The sequence below is a fragment of the Caballeronia sp. LZ001 genome (assembly GCF_031450875.1).
In the GTDB taxonomy this organism is placed as follows: Bacteria; Pseudomonadota; Gammaproteobacteria; order Burkholderiales; family Burkholderiaceae; genus Caballeronia.
Genome location: NZ_JARTVX010000003.1, coordinates 1 through 14,087, shown reverse-complemented (window position 1 = coordinate 14,087; position 14,087 = coordinate 1). Strand labels below are relative to the sequence as shown.

Annotated in this window: 13 protein-coding genes; 7 read left to right on the top strand and 6 right to left on the bottom strand. The window is 61.8% G+C overall.

Going from position 1 to position 14,087, the window contains the following annotated elements; all coding sequences use genetic code 11:
• Positions 1 to 30: 30 nt before the first annotated feature.
• From P9292_RS04535 to P9292_RS04515, 5 genes are all read right to left on the bottom strand, one after another.
• Positions 31 to 336 (bottom strand): DUF4148 domain-containing protein, encoded by a 306-nt coding sequence (locus P9292_RS04535; RefSeq protein ID WP_244830928.1) that lies wholly within the window; start codon positions 334 to 336, stop codon positions 31 to 33.
• A gap of 67 nt (positions 337 to 403) precedes the next feature.
• Positions 404 to 1,939, bottom strand: a complete 1,536-nt coding sequence (locus P9292_RS04530) for a cryptochrome/photolyase family protein (protein WP_309958166.1) — start codon at positions 1,937 to 1,939, stop codon at positions 404 to 406.
• Positions 1,940 to 2,091: 152 nt separating this feature from the next.
• Positions 2,092 to 2,217 (bottom strand): hypothetical protein, encoded by a 126-nt coding sequence (locus P9292_RS04525; RefSeq protein WP_255784860.1) that lies wholly within the window; start codon positions 2,215 to 2,217, stop codon positions 2,092 to 2,094.
• 22 nt (positions 2,218 to 2,239) lie between these two features.
• Positions 2,240 to 3,238, bottom strand: a complete 999-nt coding sequence (gene cydB, locus P9292_RS04520; RefSeq protein ID WP_309958164.1) for a cytochrome d ubiquinol oxidase subunit II — start codon at positions 3,236 to 3,238, stop codon at positions 2,240 to 2,242.
• Between the two features lie 34 nt (positions 3,239 to 3,272).
• Positions 3,273 to 4,664 carry a cytochrome ubiquinol oxidase subunit I gene (locus P9292_RS04515; RefSeq protein ID WP_244830925.1) on the bottom strand — a complete coding sequence of 464 codons (1,392 nt, stop codon included), beginning with the start codon at positions 4,662 to 4,664 and terminating at the stop codon, positions 3,273 to 3,275.
• A gap of 429 nt (positions 4,665 to 5,093) precedes the next feature.
• Between P9292_RS04515 and P9292_RS04510 the strand changes: the two genes are divergently transcribed.
• Positions 5,094 to 6,452, top strand: coding sequence for an LLM class flavin-dependent oxidoreductase (locus P9292_RS04510; RefSeq protein WP_309958161.1), 1,359 nt, complete (start codon positions 5,094 to 5,096; stop codon positions 6,450 to 6,452).
• Positions 6,453 to 6,565: 113 nt separating this feature from the next.
• Positions 6,566 to 7,906 carry an LLM class flavin-dependent oxidoreductase gene (locus P9292_RS04505; RefSeq protein ID WP_250510965.1) on the top strand — a complete coding sequence of 447 codons (1,341 nt, stop codon included), beginning with the start codon at positions 6,566 to 6,568 and terminating at the stop codon, positions 7,904 to 7,906.
• A gap of 70 nt (positions 7,907 to 7,976) precedes the next feature.
• Here the strand turns inward: P9292_RS04505 and P9292_RS04500 are convergent, their stop codons facing one another.
• Positions 7,977 to 8,804, bottom strand: coding sequence for a MetQ/NlpA family lipoprotein (locus P9292_RS04500; RefSeq protein WP_250469220.1), 828 nt, complete (start codon positions 8,802 to 8,804; stop codon positions 7,977 to 7,979).
• A 227-nt stretch (positions 8,805 to 9,031) separates the two neighbouring features.
• On the opposite strand from P9292_RS04500, the gene P9292_RS04495 reads away from it, so the two are divergent.
• The 5 genes from P9292_RS04495 (at position 9,032) to ssuC (ending at position 14,043) form a co-directional block, all read left to right on the top strand.
• Complete coding sequence (locus P9292_RS04495) at positions 9,032 to 9,292, top strand: hypothetical protein (RefSeq protein ID WP_244830921.1); 261 nt, start codon at positions 9,032 to 9,034, stop codon at positions 9,290 to 9,292.
• A gap of 116 nt (positions 9,293 to 9,408) precedes the next feature.
• Positions 9,409 to 10,746 (top strand): LLM class flavin-dependent oxidoreductase, encoded by a 1,338-nt coding sequence (locus tag P9292_RS04490; protein WP_250494490.1) that lies wholly within the window; start codon positions 9,409 to 9,411, stop codon positions 10,744 to 10,746.
• 206 nt (positions 10,747 to 10,952) lie between these two features.
• On the top strand, positions 10,953 to 11,921 hold the full coding sequence (locus tag P9292_RS04485; protein WP_309958157.1) for a sulfonate ABC transporter substrate-binding protein: 969 nt from the start codon (positions 10,953 to 10,955) through the stop codon (positions 11,919 to 11,921).
• 161 nt (positions 11,922 to 12,082) lie between these two features.
• Entirely contained in the window at positions 12,083 to 13,231 is a 1,149-nt protein-coding gene (gene ssuD / locus P9292_RS04480; RefSeq protein WP_244830918.1) for an FMNH2-dependent alkanesulfonate monooxygenase, read from the top strand.
• A gap of 8 nt (positions 13,232 to 13,239) precedes the next feature.
• Positions 13,240 to 14,043 carry an aliphatic sulfonate ABC transporter permease SsuC gene (gene ssuC / locus P9292_RS04475; RefSeq protein ID WP_309958155.1) on the top strand — a complete coding sequence of 268 codons (804 nt, stop codon included), beginning with the start codon at positions 13,240 to 13,242 and terminating at the stop codon, positions 14,041 to 14,043.
• Positions 14,044 to 14,087 lie beyond the last annotated feature (44 nt).

The following is a 14,087-nucleotide window of genomic DNA, read 5'->3' as shown; positions in this document are numbered from 1 at the left end:
TTCCCTCGTCCCGAGTCGGCACGCGGCGTTTCAGCTTGGCGGCATCGGCTGACATTCCACTTGATACCAACGATCCACCTGACGTTGCGCCGCTTGCAGATCGTCGGGGTAATACGGATCGAAAAACATGGACGGGTGATAGCCCGCCGTTTCCAGCGCCGCCAATTCGCTGCGATTACGCTCGGATGTGATCGGCGCATTGTTCTTGAGCGCGGTCAGATCGCGGCACTGTGCAGGGCTAAGATGCGTCGTGCCGTTCTGCATGCTGGTGGCGCAACCGGTGAGCAGGATGGCCGTCGCGCAAATCAGAGGCCGGAATCTCGGCAAGTGCTTCATGTCATGTCTCCAGTGAAGTCCAGTTCTCAAGCGCTGCGTGCCAGCCAACGTTACACCGTGCGGGCCATCATAGCGAATCCAGATTCGCCTTCAGCGCACGCGCTTTCGTGGCTATGGCCGCGCGTTCTTCCTCGGGCATCCGGCTCAACTGCTTATAGATCATCGTAAGCCGATGATTACGCCCGAGCGTCGCCTCGTTGCGCGCGAGAAAGTCCCAGTAGAGCGCGTTGAAGGGACAAGCGTCTTCTCCGTTGCGGCCTTTTCTGTCGTATGCGCAGCCTTTACAGTAGTCGCTCATGCGGTCGATGTACGCGGCGCTCGAAACATAAGGTTTGCTCGCCATCAAGCCGCCGTCGGCAAACTGGCTCATGCCTAGCGTGTTGGGTAACTCGACCCATTCGAAGGCATCGATATAAACGCCGAGATACCACGCACAGACTTCGGGGACGGAGAGACCCGCGAGCAACGCAAAATTGCCGATGATCATCAGCCGTTGAATATGATGCGCGTGCGCCTCTTCGAGCGACTGGCCGACCGCATGCTTCAGGCAACGCATGCGAGTGTCGCCGGACCAGAACCACTGCGGCAGCGCGCGCTTGTGACGGAACACGTTCTTGCTTGCGTAGCGCGGCATCTGCGCCCAGTACACGCCGCGAATGTATTCGCGCCAGCCGATGATCTGCCGAATGAAGCCTTCCACCGAAGGCAATTCGGCACGGTGCGCGCGATACGCCTCTTCAGCCGCTTCGACCACTTCGCGCGGGTTGAGCATCTTCGTGTTGAGCGCGAACGAAAGCTGCGAGTGGAAGAGACGCGGCTCGTGCGTGCTCATTGCGTCCTGCCATGCGCCGAAGTTCGGCAAGGCTTCCTCGATGAAGCGCGCGAGATGCTGGAGCGCTTCTGCACGATCGAGCGGCCAGCGAATACGCGCGGCCTGCGGATTGCCGAAGCTGTTCACGCCTGCGGCGACGATATCGCGCCATAGCTTCGAATGGTCATGTACCGGCCGAGGGTCTTCGGGCGGCGGCGGTTCGCCATGCCATGCGCGGCGATTGTCGTGATCGTAATTCCACTGGCCGCCTGCTGGCCGATGCTCCGTTTCCATCAGCACGCCATGCTGGGTACGCATATGCCGATAGAACCGCTCCATCAGCCATTGTCCCTTGCCGTGGGTGTCGAAGAACTGCTTCGTTTCGTGGCGCCCGGTGAAGAAGTGTTCGCTGTCGACCATTTGCGTGGCGATCGGCAGCGCCTTCGCATACGCGTCGAGCTGATGATCGAGCCGCCATTCGTCGGGTGCCTGATACTCGAAGCGATCGATTGCCTGCGACGCAATCAACGCGTCCAGATTCGCGGGAACGGAGTGCTCGTTGGCCGTATCGTCGATCTTCAGATAGTGAACGCGATGTCCAGCCTCACGCAAACCGTCCGCGAAACGGCGCATCGCCGCGAAGATGGCGATGATCTTTTGCGCGTGATGCAGCACGTAATCCGTCTCCTGACGCACCTCCATCATGACGTAATGCACGGTGGCGTCGGGCTCGACGAACCAGCTATGCGCGGGGTTCAACTGATCGCCGAGAATCAGGCGCAAGGTAGTCATGGCGATGGCGTGGAGATTTTGGCGCCAATCTCCTCATGCCAGCAATCCAGACGCCCGGCGTGCGTCGCAGCCCGGATTGCCGCTTTGGCAACGCGAATACGCCTGCGTGTGGACGTTTTGTCGAGTCTTTCCGCGCGAGAACGTCGCCTCGGTCAATGCCCCATCGCCTTGACGGCCAGATAGTGGAACGGGTAAGTAATGAGCGCGGTACCCGCCACACCCACGCACCAGAGCAGCACGAACCAGAGAAAGCGTCGGAGTGCCGGGCTCGGTTTCATAAGCGTCATCCTCCGCGCGAGATTAGTGATAAGCCGAGCCGGGCTTCACTTTGCCCCGGAACACCCAGTAGCCCACCGTCGTATAAGCCAGAATGATCGGGATGATGATGACCGCACCCACGAGCGTGAACGCCTGACTCGTTTCCGGCGATGCCGCCTCCCATAAGGTCACGCTGCCCGGCAACGCATAAGGCCACACGCTCAAGAGCAGCCCGATATAGCCCAGGAACACGAGCAGCAGCGCGATAGCGAGCGGACCGGCCTCTGACTCGCGTTTGATCGCGAAGTACATGGCGACCGCCGTCAGCACCACCGCGACCGGCACCAAATACAGCCAAAGATGAAACGACGAATGAAACCAGCGTTCGGCGATGCGCGCATCGGTGAGCGGCGTCCACACGGATACGACCGCGATGAACGCAAGCAGCACGGCCGTGAGCGGAAGGATGAGCGCGCGCATGCGTCGTTGCAGATCGCCATCCGTCTTGAGGACGAGATAACCCGCGCCCAGCAGCGCATAAGTGCATGTGAGACCAAGCCCTGTGAGAAACGGAAAAGGTGCGATCCAGAAGAACGGGTCGCCCGAGAATGCATTCTGGCTCACGGGTATGCCGTGCAGATAGGCACCCAGAATCACGCCCTGAAAAAAGCTCGCGCCAGCCGAGCCGCAGATGAAGAACAGGTTCCAGATATTTTTCGTGCGCGTTGCCTTGGCGCGCACTTCGAAGCTCACGCCCCGAAAGATCAGACACACCAGCATGAAGATGATCGGCAGGTAAAGCCCCGACAGCGCGATCGAATACGCAAGCGGAAAGGCCGCGAACAACGCGGCGCCGCCGAGCACGAGCCAGGTTTCGTTGCCATCCCATATCGGTGCGATGCTGTGCATCATCAGGTCGCGTTCGGCTTCGTCGGGAAAGAACGGGAAGATCATGCCGACGCCGAGGTCGAAGCCATCGAGCGCCACGTAGATGAAGATGCCTGCGGCGATGATCGCAGCCCAAACGATTGTCAGATCCATGTCGTCACCTCACGTGATTTGGCGTGCCGCACGGTTAGCGCGAGACGGCGGAGAAGGGGCGGCGGCCCGTGGCTTCGGTGGGATCGCGCGTGGCGTCGGCAGGCAGCGGCGGCGTTCCTTGCGGCCCCTGGCCGATCATGCGGAAGATGTAGTAGAGCCCGATGCCGAAGACGAGGCAATACACCAGCACGAACAGCAGCAGGGAAAGCCCGGCGGAAGCCTGTGTGATGGGCGAGACTGCATCGGAGGTGCGCAACACGCCATAGACCACCCAGGGCTGGCGGCCCGCTTCCGTCGTGATCCATCCGGCGAGCAGCGAGATGAAACCAGTCGGGCCCATCAGGACGGCGGTCCACTGGAACCAGCGCGCTTCGAATAAGCGTCCGCCGCGTCTGAGCAGATTACCCGTCACGGCGACGAGAATCATCAGCATGCCGAGACCGGCCATCACGCGGAAGGTCCAGAAGATCAGCGACGAATTCGGCCGGTCCGCTTTGGGAAAGTCCTTGAGCCCGCGAATTTCGCCATCCCAGCTATGCGTGAGAATCAAGCTGCCGAGATGCGGGATCTGGATCGCATGACGCGTGACTTCCGCGTTCATATCGGGAAAGCCGATCAGATTGAGCGCCGTGCCGCCTTTCTCGGTTTGCCAAAGGCCTTCTATCGCCGCGATCTTCGCAGGCTGATAGCGCCGCGTGTTGAGACCGTGCTGGTCGCCCACGAGCGCCTGAACCGGCGCGAGCACTAGCAGCAGCCAGAGCGCCATCGACACCATGGTTCGCGTTTCCGCGTCGCGCCTGCCGCGCAGCAGATGCCATGCGCCCGTTGCCAGAACCACGAGCGCGGCGACGATGAACGCCGCAAGCGTCATATGCGCGAGCCGATACGGGAACGACGGGTTGAACACGATGGCGAACCAGTCGACCGGAACCACGTGTCCGTTCTCGATCCTAAAGCCTTGCGGCGTCTGCATCCAGCTATTGGACGAGAGAATCCAGAACGTGGAGATCAGCGTGCCGATCGCCACCATAATTGTCGCGCCGAAATGCGCTTTCGGGCCGACCTTCTCCCAGCCGAACAGCATGATGCCGAGAAAGCCCGCTTCGAGAAAGAAGGCGGTCATGACTTCATAGGTGAGCAAGGGACCGGTGATGGGTCCGGCAAAGCGTGCGAAGCCCGACCAGTTGGTGCCGAACTCATAGGCCATGACCACGCCCGACACCACGCCCATGCCGAAGCCCACGGCGAAGATGCGCGACCAGTAGAGACAAAGCACCTTGTAATGCGGCTTGCCGGTCTTGAGGTAGCAGCCTTCGAGCACGGCGATGAAACTCGCAAGCCCGATGCTCAATGCCGGGAAGATGATGTGAAACGAGACCGTGAAGGCGAACTGAAGGCGCGAAAGGTCGAGAGCGTCGAGATTCATCGGAGCATCCACCAAGGCTGCGCGCTAGCCCGGCGGACCTTGGCGCGGTTCATCGAACCGTGATCCGCGCATGGCGAATCACGGGCCACGTCATCGGGCCGGGGCGTTCGCTTCTTGGAAACGCCTGACGGGCCGGTGTCAATCTGACGACATCATGGCTTCTGCAAACACCTTCGGCATTTATACGTATGTATAGCGAAAGGGCGACATGCCGCTGGCGCGCGGGCGGGAAGACAAATAGCGTGCGAATCTGAAATGCGCGGGTTCGTCGGAGCAAGACGGCGCGCCAGCCTCATGGATGCCGCTTATAGATGCATCCACGCTTTGCATATTCTTCCGACGGTAATAAGCGCATGACGATACGGCCTTTCTCCAAGCGCGATCAAATGACTAGACTCGAAGGTTTTCACGCGTCCAGCCAAGTCGATTATGCCTCGCCAGATCCGGTTCAATGCCTTCATGATGAATTGCGTGGGGCATCTCGCGCCCGGTCAGTGGACAGCGCCTGCAGACGATTCAGTCGGCTATCTCGACACCCGCTATTGGGTCGAGCTTGCAAAGGTGCTGGAAGAGGGCTGTTTCGACGGCCTCTTTCTCGGCGATGTCACCGGCATCTACGATGTCTACGGCGACAGTCCCGCCGCCGCGTTGCGCACCGCCGCCCAGGTGCCGATGAACGACCCCGTGCCGCTGATTCCCTTGATGGCGCACGCGACCAAGCACTTGGGCTTCGGCGTGACGGTATCGGTGGCTTATGAAGCGCCGTATCTGCTGGCGCGGCGCTTCACCACGCTCGATCAGTTGAGCCGGGGACGCGTCGCATGGAATGTGGTGACGTCGTATCTGCAAAGCGGCGCGTTGAGTCTCGGGCAGACGGAACTGCGCGCCCATGACGAACGCTACGATCGCGCCGATGAGTTTCTCGAAGTCTGCTACAAACTTTGGGAAGGAAGCTGGCAAGAAGGCGCATTGCGGCGCGATGCCGAACGCGGCATCTACGCCGACCCCGCGCGCGTGCGCAAGATCACACACAAGGGCCGCTACTTCGAAAGCGAAGGTATTTTCCAGTGCGAGCCTTCGCCGCAGCGCACGCCGCTTCTGTTCCAGGCAGGCGGATCGACGCGCGGCACGGCATTCGCGGCCAAGCATGCGGAATGCATCTTTCTTGGCGCGCCCACGCGCAATGGCTTGCGCAAGTCGGCGCAGTCCATCCGCACCGCGCTCGCGGAGGCGGGCCGCGCACCGGACAGCGCATTGCTGTTCGCCATGCTGACCGTGATCGTCGATGAAACCGCCGAACGCGCGCAGGCACGCTATGCCGCGTATCAGGCGCGCGCGAGTTACGAAGGTGCCCTGGCGTTGTTATCCGGCTGGACGGGCATCGATCTTTCGCGCTATAAGCCCGACGATACCCTCGCTTACGTCGATACCGATGCCGGCCAGTCCGCACTTGCATCGTTCAGCAAGCTGGACCCGGAACGCGTGTGGACCGTGCGCGATGCGGTGGAATTCGTGACGATCGGCGGACGCGGCGCGGTCGTGGTCGGCGATGCGGCTCAGGTTGCCGACGAATTGCAGGCGCTCGTGGAAGAAACGGATATCGACGGCTTCAATCTCGCGTGGGTAGAGTCGCCGCGCACGTTCCACGATATCGTCCAATATCTCGTGCCCGAGCTGCAAAGGCGCGGTGCATACAAGACCGAATATGCAGAAGGCACCCTGCGCGAGAAGCTGTTTGGCAACGGCGCCTATCTGCAGGCGCCGCACGTCGGCGCGAGCTATCGATAAATGCCGCTAGTCCCTTAGCGCCCCAGCGAATATGAATCCACGAAATTGTTCGTGGCGCGGCACCCGGTTCGCATCGGACAATCGAAGGTCCGACTTTTCCCGGAGTGTCACCCATGAGCGGCGAAGCCCCGCGCCAGTTGCATCTGAACATCAATGCGCTTCATTCCGGCTTCGTGCCTTCCGCATGGCGTCTGGCCGACGCCGATCCGCGCGCCTTCGTCGATATCGATCATTACGTGCGTCTCGCGCAGATCGCGGAGCGTGGCTGTCTCGACGCGATCTTCCTCGCCGATAGCGCCGCGATCACCGACCAACTCGACATGCGCCCGATCACGGCGCTCGAACCCACGCTGCTGCTCGCGAGCGTCGCGGCCGCGACGAAGCATATCGGGCTGATCGCGACGGCATCCACGAGTTACAACGAGCCGTTCAACCTTGCGCGGCGCTTCGCCACGCTCGATCTGATCAGCGGCGGCCGCGCGGGCTGGAACATGGTAACGACGGCCGATCTGCCTTCGGCACGCAACTTCGGGCTGGAAGCCGTCCCGGATCACGCCGAACGCTATGCGCGTGCGGAAGAGTTCGCCACGCTCGTGAAGACGTTGTGGAATAGCTGGGAGGACGATGCGCTCGTTGCCGACAAAGGGACCGGCCAGTTCGTCGATCTCGGCAAGCTGCATCCCGCCGCGCATCGCGGACGCTTCTTCGCGGTGCAAGGCGCGCTCAATCTGCCGCGCTCGAAGCAAGGGCATCCGGTGCTCGTGCAGGCGGGCGCATCCGGCGACGGGCGCGATCTCGCGGCGCGTCATGCGGAAGCGGTGTTCTCGGCGTCGCAATCATTCGACGAATCGAAGGCGTATCGCGAGGATCTGAACGTGCGTGCGGCGCGCTACGGACGCGGGCCGCATGCGGTGAAAGTGCTCGCGGGTCTCACGACGATCATCGGCGCGACGCAGGCCGAAGCCATCCGCCGTCGCGATGAACTCGTCGATCTCATTCCATGGCGCTACAGCCTGAACCGGATTGCCGGCACGCTCGGCATTCCGGCCGATTCGCTCTCGCTCGACGAGCATCTTCCCGAGAATCTCACGCTGCCCAACAACGGCAACGGTAATCACACGTTCTTCCACGCGACCATCGCGCAGGCGCGCGCGCATGGCTATACGGTGCGCGAACTCATCCGCGCGTTGGCGGGCGGCGGGGGGCATCGCGTGATCGTCGGCACGCCCGAACAGGTTGCCGAGGACATCGCGCACTGGTTCGAAGACGGCGCCGCCGATGGCTTCAACCTCATGCCCGACGCGTTGCCGGGCGGGCTCGAAGCCTTCGTCGATGGCGTCGTGCCCATTCTGCAAAAGCGCGGAATCTTCCGACGCGCTTACGAAGGGACTACCTTGCGCGGGCATCTCGGGCTCGATGTGCCGGCGGGGTATCGAGTGGAAGAGGCGGTTTAGGCGAGTTAAACAGCGCTCAGACGATCGACGCCCGGTCATGCCGGGCGTCGTCGCTTACATCACACGCGCATTACTTCTGCGGCGCGCCGTCCCATGCCGGCAAGGTCGCACCGTGATACACCTTCAGGATCGTCGCGGCGACGTTGGCCTGCTGATAACTCGTCTGCAGCGTCTTGACCCACGGCGCCTGCGCATCTTTCGCGTTCACCGCCAGAAAGTTGCGATACGGATTGCCCGGCACTTTCTCCTGCGCAATGCGTTCCTGCGGAATCTGGATGCCCGCTTTGATGGCCCAGTCGGTGTTCACCACGGCAGCGTCCACGTCGCCGATCGCGCGGCCGACGATACCCGCATCGAGTTCCTTGATCTGCACGTGCTTCGGATTGTCGGCAATGTCACGCGCCGTCGGCAGCAACCCGACGTTGTCGCGCAGCTTGATGACGCCGTTCGCCTGCAGCAGCAAGAGCGCACGGCCTTCATTGCTCGGATCATTCGGCACGGCTATGGTTGCGTTCTGCGGCAGCGCGGCGACCGACTTCACCTTGCGCGAATAGAGGCCGATAGGCTGCACGTAAGTGAAGCCGACCGGCACGATGTCGTAATGGCGCGCCTGAATCTGCGCATCGAGATAAGGCTTGTGCTGGAACGAGTTGGCGTCGAGATCGTGTTGCGCGAGCGCTTCGTTCGGCTGGGTGTAATCCGCGAAAGTGGTGACCTTCACCGTCAGGCCCTGTTTGGCTGCGTTGGCCGCTACCGTGCGCCAGACATCCTCGTCCTCGCCCGACATGATGCCCACGCGCACCGTCTGATTCGCCGCGAACAACGGTGCGGCGCTCATCACGCCGCATGCAAGCAGCAGGGAAAACAGCGCGGTTTTTATCGGCGACTTTATTTTCATGGGGCAAAAGCTGATAAGTTGGGAGAGACGTGATGCTAGAGGCGGCAGCGCCTCGCGACAAATAATATCGAGCGCTATCGATATAGCGCCTTTTCGTTTGCCGTCACGGGCGGTTTGAGCGCTATATAAGGCATGCAGGCGGTGTATTGCTTTGCAGAAAACCTTGTTTGTGAAAGCGTTGCGGGCGGCCTAGATTTGATTCATTCACCATTTGAAGGGGATGAGCCATGCCGCAGTTCCTGTCGCACTATCTCCAAGCCATCTACGCGCCCGCCGGACGCATGCGTGAGCGCTGGCAATTGCGGTCGCTGGAACGTGCGCGCGCCGCATGCGGCTGCAATGCCACGAGCGTAATCGAGCTGCCCGACGACGAAAGCACGCGCGCCGACCGGCTCGAACACATCGCGCTCTATGCGCGCGCGGGCTACTTCAACATGGGCTATACGGTCGATCTATTTCAGTCGCCCGCCGATCTTCCGCCGCACTGAATCCGCATTCGCATCGACGCGCCACGATTCCGGCGCGTCGGTTCATCGTCGATCCAAGCAACGTTTGCATGCCTGAAGTAACGTAAGCGCTGACCTGGACTCGAACCGATTTTCACATGACCCTTTCCCGACAACTGCATCTCGGCGCATTCATGCGGCCGGTGAGCCTGCATACCGGCGCGTGGCGTTTTCCCGGCGCGTATGCGGATGCCAACTTCAATTTCCGCCATCTCAAGCAGTTCGTGCAAAAGCTTGAGAGCGCCTGTTTCGACGCATTCTTCATGGCCGACCACCTCGCCGTGCTCAACATGCCCGTGGACGCGCTCAAACGCAGCCACACCGCGACATCCTTCGAGCCGTTCACGCTGCTTTCCGCGCTGGCTTCGGTGACGGAGAAGATCGGGCTGGTCGCGACGGCATCGACGACATTCGACGAGCCGTATCACATCGCGCGGCGCTTTGCCTCGCTCGATCACTTGAGCGACGGACGCGCCGGATGGAACCTCGTGACCACGTCGAACCCGGATGCCGCATTGAACTTCGGCCGCGAGGATCACATGGAGCACGACGAGCGCTATCGCCGCGCGCGCGAGTTCTACGATGTCGTCACGGGCCTGTGGGACAGCTGGGCCGACGACGCGTTCGTGCGCGATACCGAAAGCGGCCTCTTCTTCGATCCCGCCAAACTTCACGTGCTCGGTCACAAGGGCGAATATCTGTCGGTGCGCGGCCCGTTGAACATCGCGCGGCCGGTGCAAGGCTGGCCGATCGTCGTGCAGGCCGGATCATCGGAAGCGGGCAAGCAGCTTGCGGCTGAAACCGCCGACGCGGTCTTCACCTCGCAACCGAATCTGGCCGCGGGCAAGCGTTTTTTTGCGGATGTAAAGAGCCGGCTCGATGCACTCGGCCGCCCGCGCGAGCACCTGAAGATTCTTCCCGGCGCGTTCGTCGTGGTGGGCGACTCGCGCGAGGAAGCGCGCGAGAAGCGCGCATTGCTCGATACCTTCGTGCATTACGAAAGCGGTATCGCTTCGCTTTCCATCGCGCTCGGCCACGATGTCTCCTCGTTCGATCCCGATGGTCCCTTGCCCGAGATTCCCGAGACCAATGCGAGCAAGAGCGCGCGCGAACGCGTGGTCGAAATGGCGCGCACGGAAGGGCTGACCATCCGGCAACTGGCGCAACGCGCGGGCGGCTTTTCGGGCTTGCAGATGATCGGCACGGCAGCCGATATCGCCGATGAAATGGAGCAGTGGCTCGCCGAGGAAGGCAGCGACGGCTTCAACGTGATGTTCCCGTATCTGCCCGCGGGTCTCGACGATTTCGTCGACAAGGTCGTGCCGGAATTGCAACGGCGTGGCATTTTCCGGCGCGCGTATGAAGGCAACACGTTGCGCGAGCACTTCGGTTTGCCAAGACCCGGCAATCGCTTTTTCCCCGCGAATAACGCATAAGCTTATTCGCACACACGCATCCACCGCCTTATATGCGCCGTGCGCCTAGCCGCGTCACGGCGTATTCATTTGCAAATGACATTTGCTTGGTTCCGCTTTTGGCGCGCGTCTCGCATAGTAGGGATTGATGGCTATAGACGTCTTTTCGGAAGACGTTCTGGCGCCTGTCTGCCTCGGCTTTACGACCCTATCCCAAGGAACTCCGCATGTCCGATCGTTCTCTCTCGCTGTCGCGCCGGCGTGCGCTCGCGCAACTGGCCGCCGTCAGCGCAGGCGCCTTCGCGTCGAGCCGCCTCTTTGCCGCCGATGCAGGCAAGACCTTGCGCATCGGCTATCAGAAGTACGGCAACTTCGTGGTGTTGAAGGCACGCGGCACGCTCGACAAGCGGCTTGCGGCGCAAGGCGTCACCGTGCAATGGCTCGAATTTCCCGCTGGTCCGCAATTGCTCGAAGGGCTCAACGCGGGCGCGGTGGATATCGGCACCGTCGGTGAAACGCCGCCGATCTTCGCGCAAGCCGCGGGCGTCGATTTCGTCTATGTCGGCAACGAGCCATCCGCGCCGCGCGCCGAAGCCATTGTCGTGCCGAAGGATTCGCCCATTCAAACGGTGGCCGAGTTGCGCGGCAAGAAAGTCGTGCTGAACAAAGGCTCCAACGTTCACTATCTGCTCGTGGAAGCGCTCAAGAAGGCGGGTTTGGCCTACACGGATATCCAGCCCATCTATCTTGCCCCCGCCGATGCGCGCGCCGCCTTCGTGCAAGGCAGCGTCGATGCATGGGCAATCTGGGACCCGTATCTCGCCGCCGCCGAGAAGCAGGCGAACGCACGTCAAATCACCGATGGCACGAACCTCGTGCGCAACATCCAGTACTACCTCGCCACGCGCAAGTTCGCCACCGCGCAACCGCAACTCGTGCGTGCCGTGCTCGAAGAACTGGATCTGGTCGATCGCTGGGCGCGCGACAACATCCCTGCCGTCGCCACGCAACTCGCGCCCCTCGTCGGTCTCGATGCGGGCATTCTCGAAGTCGCGCTGAAACGGACGGCTTACGGCGTGCAGAGCGTCGCGCCTGCAACGCTCGAATATCAGCAGCAGATCGCCGACGTTTTCAGCAACCTCAAGCTCATTCCGAAGAAGCTCGACGTCACCGAAGCGCGCTGGAACGTCGCGTAATTCTCAGTAAATTCGGGTTAGCAGTTTCGCGCACATTCTTAGCGCGAATCGATGGTTGGGCAAGCGTCGCCGCGTCGCTAGACTGACCCGAGCGTCGGGCTGTTTCGCAAAGCCGCATGCCCGTCTTCACGACACAACGAATTCGAAAGGCAGACCTCCCGATGAATGTTTTCTGGTTCATTCCAACTCATGGCGACAGTCGTTATCTCGGCACGTCGCAAGGCGCGCGTGCCGCTAATTACGACTACTTCCGCCAGATCGCGGTCGCCGCCGACACGCTCGGCTACGAAGGCGTGCTCTTGCCGACGGGCCGTTCTTGCGAGGACGCCTGGGTCGTGGCTTCGAGCCTGATTCCCGCCACCAAGCGCCTCAAGTTTCTCGTCGCGATCCGGCCGGGCTTGAGTACGCCGGGGCTCTCGGCGCGCATGGCATCGACGTTCGACCGGCTTTCCAACGGGCGCTTGCTCATCAACGTGGTGACGGGCGGCGACCCGACCGAACTCGCGGGCGATGGCGTCTTCGAAAGCCACGACACGCGCTACGAAATCACCGACGAGTTCCTGAGCATCTGGCGCGGTCTGCTCGAAAAGTCTCACGACAGCGGCAGTATCGATTTCGACGGCAAGCATCTGCGTTCGCAAGGCGGCAAGGTGCTGTATCCGCCGGTGCAGAAGGCGCATCCGCCGCTATGGTTCGGTGGGTCGTCGCCGGCTGCGCACGAGATCGCGGCCAAGCATATCGACACTTATCTCACGTGGGGCGAGCCGCCCGCCGAAGTCGAGAAAAAGCTCGCGGACATCCGCAAGCGCGCTGCCGCCGAAGGCCGCAGCATCAAGTTCGGCATTCGCCTTCATGTGATCGTGCGTGAAACCGAAAAGGAAGCCTGGGCCGACGCGGACCGCCTCATCAGCAAGCTCGACGATGAAACCATTCAGCGCGCGCAAGCATCGTTCGCGAAAATGGATTCGGAAGGACAGCGCCGCATGGCCGCGTTGCATGGCGGCAATCGCGATAAGCTCGAGGTGTATCCGCATTTGTGGGCCGGCGTCGGCCTCGTGCGCGGCGGCGCGGGCACGGCGCTCGTCGGCAATCCGGAACAGGTCGCCGGTCTCATGAAGCAGTACGCGGAACTCGGTATCGATACCTTCATTCTCTCGGGCTATCCGCATCTGGAAGAGTCGTATCGGTTCGCCGAACTCGTGTTCCCGCTCTTGCCGCGCCAGCAAAAAGAAGCGGCGAACGGGCCGCTCTCGGGGCCGTTCGGCGAAGTGATCGGCACGTCCGAACTGCCGAAGGTCGCGCAAAGCTGAGTATCGTCATGGCAAATCAATCTGCTCGAACGGCTTTGAGCGGCATCGGTGCAAAGGCGCTGCCCTGGATCGTGCCGCTGCTGATTCTCGTCGCATGGGAAGCGGCGGCGCGCACGGGCGGTCTCTCTTCGCGCGTGCTGCCCGAACCGCTCGCCGTGGTGAAGGCGGCGTGGGCGCTCATCTTGTCCGGCGACATGTGGGCCAACGTGAAGGTCAGTGCGTGGCGTGCACTCGCGGGCTTTGCGATGGGCGGCGCCACCGGCTTCGTGCTCGGCCTGGCCACGGGGCTTTTCAAGCCTGCGGAAGTTGCGCTCGATTCGACTGTGCAGATGATCCGCAACATCCCTGCACTCGCGATGATTCCGTTGCTGATCCTGTGGTTCGGCATTGGCGAGGAAGCGAAACTCGTGCTGGTTGCGCTCGGCGTGTTCTTTCCCATCTACGTGAACACGTATCACGGCATTCGTTCGGTGGATCGCGATCTCATCGAGATGGCGCGCAGCTACGGGCTGTCGGGCATGGCGTTGTATCGGCATGTGATCTTGCCGGGCGCGTTGCCTTCCATACTCGTCGGCGTGCGCTTCGCATTCGGGCTGATGTGGGTAATGCTGATCGTCGCCGAGACCATTTCGGCGCAATCGGGCATCGGCTATATGACGATGAACGCCCGCGAATTTTTGCAGACCGATGTGGTGCTCGTCGGCATTCTGCTCTACGCGCTGCTCGGCAAGCTCGCCGACATGGCGGCAAGGGCCATCGAGCGCGTCACGCTACGCTGGCATCCGACTTATCAGACCAAGGCGCGCACATGAGCACGGTGAATCCCACTCTCGAACGTGGCGTTATCGCGCGTCAT